1 protein-coding gene and 1 pseudogene are annotated in these 1653 nt (G+C 63.8%); both read right to left on the reverse strand.

Annotated elements, in window-relative coordinates; all coding sequences use genetic code 11:
* A pseudogene (locus MOV75_RS37100) lies at positions 1-433 on the reverse strand (GGDEF domain-containing protein); the annotation flags it as partial.
* A gap of 710 nt (positions 434-1143) precedes the next feature.
* Positions 1144-1653 (reverse strand): LysE family translocator (locus MOV75_RS37105; protein ID WP_247007870.1); only part of this gene is annotated, 510 nt, incomplete at its 5' end.

The raw sequence follows: 1653 nt of genomic DNA on the forward strand, positions 1-1653 counted from the left end.
GGCCCTCCGGCGGCGACAGCAGCAGACGCAGCGCCAGCGCCAGCGGCAAGGCCTGACCGAGCGTGTAGCTGAGCATGCGCAGCTGCATGTGATCGAAACCGACCATGAAGACCAAGACGCCGGCAAGGCTCAAGCCTCCCGTCGCCGTCATGAGGCGCCACGAGACCGGCCGGTCATAGAAGCGCTGAATGCCCATGGCGGCGAGGCAGCTCGCGGCGATCACACCGGCGGCGCCGAGCAGAAGCGGCAAGGGAGACGCGACGAACAGGCGGACCAGCGCCGTCATCGCCCCGATCGCGCCGACAAAGGACGACGCCATCCAGAACCGCGCGGCGGCGAATTTCGGATAGGACCGCGTCACGTAGGCCCAGATCACGCCGAGCGCCAGGAAGTTGACGACGAAGACGGTCCACAATGTCGGTACGTTCAGCATGACGCGTGCGGCACGCGCAGCGTCGCGCTCCCCGTCCCTGGCAGCCGTCCGTCCATGACCCATCCCCGTTTTCTTGCGGAGAAGATGCGGCCGGTGCGCTTAACGGAGTCTCACCGCGATCTGCCAAAACGCGCCTTTGGTTTTGGATTCATGAACGGCGAAGGTCGGTTGTCGGATCGTTAGGGATGTCGGCGGCGACGGCGCTTCGATGCCGCGATGCGGATTCGCGCACCAAAATCACCCGAAAATGCATCTGAGCTGTGGATAAGCCGATGACACCGATGTGACAGCGCGGGGCAGAGACCTGCGAATCTGCTGAGTTTGTCGTCGAGGATGTTGCGAGGCTGGCCCTCCGCCGAGCATCCCTCGTGTCGCGTTCCACCATTAACCCTTAAGAGGATCCTATGGCTAAGAAAGCGAAGAAGGCGGCGAAGAAGAAGGCGAAGAAGGCCAAGAAGGCGAAGAAGAAGTAACGAGGCTTCTTTTTCTTTGCCCGGGTGGAGCCTCGCTCTGCCCGGGCGTCGGGAAGGATCGAACGAGTTTGAAGATGGCGGGCGCGAGGCCCGCTTTTTTATTGGGCGGCGTTGAAGACGTCTCTTGCAGCGTCATGGCCGGGCTTGACCCGGCCATCCACGTCTCGCACGCGGCACGAAGAACGTGGATGCCCGGGACAAGCCCGGCCATGACGATTTTCGAGAGGTGAAGGGAGATTACCTTTCCGCGAAAGCCAGCTTGGCGCCGAGCGCAGCGAACCCCGCGGCAAAGCTCCGGCGCAGCCAGGCCATGACGCCGGGACGGGAGATGACGCGCTCGCGCACGGATGCGGCGCAGAGGCCGTAGACGACGAACACCGCAAACGTCATCGCCATGAAGGCGCCGCTCAATTCCATCATGCGTGCCAGCACATGAGCCTCGTCCGCGGCGATGAACTGCGGCAGGAAGGCGAGAAAGAAGATCGACAGCTTTGGATTGAGGATGTTGATCAGGAAGCCGGTGACGATGACGCGACCGCTCGAACGCTCGCGGATCTCGCCGCCAACCGCCAGCGTCCCGGTCTCGCGCAGCGCCTGCCAGGACATGTAGAGCAGATAGGCGACGCCGCACCATTTCAACGCGGCGAAGGCGAGTGCGCTGGTGTGGAGCACCGCGGCAAGGCCGAGCATCGCAGCACACATGTGCGGCACGATCCCGAGCGTGCAGCCGAACGCCGCGGCGACGCT

The organism is Bradyrhizobium sp. PRIMUS42, assembly GCF_023006515.1.
Lineage (GTDB): Bacteria > Pseudomonadota > Alphaproteobacteria > Rhizobiales > Xanthobacteraceae > Bradyrhizobium.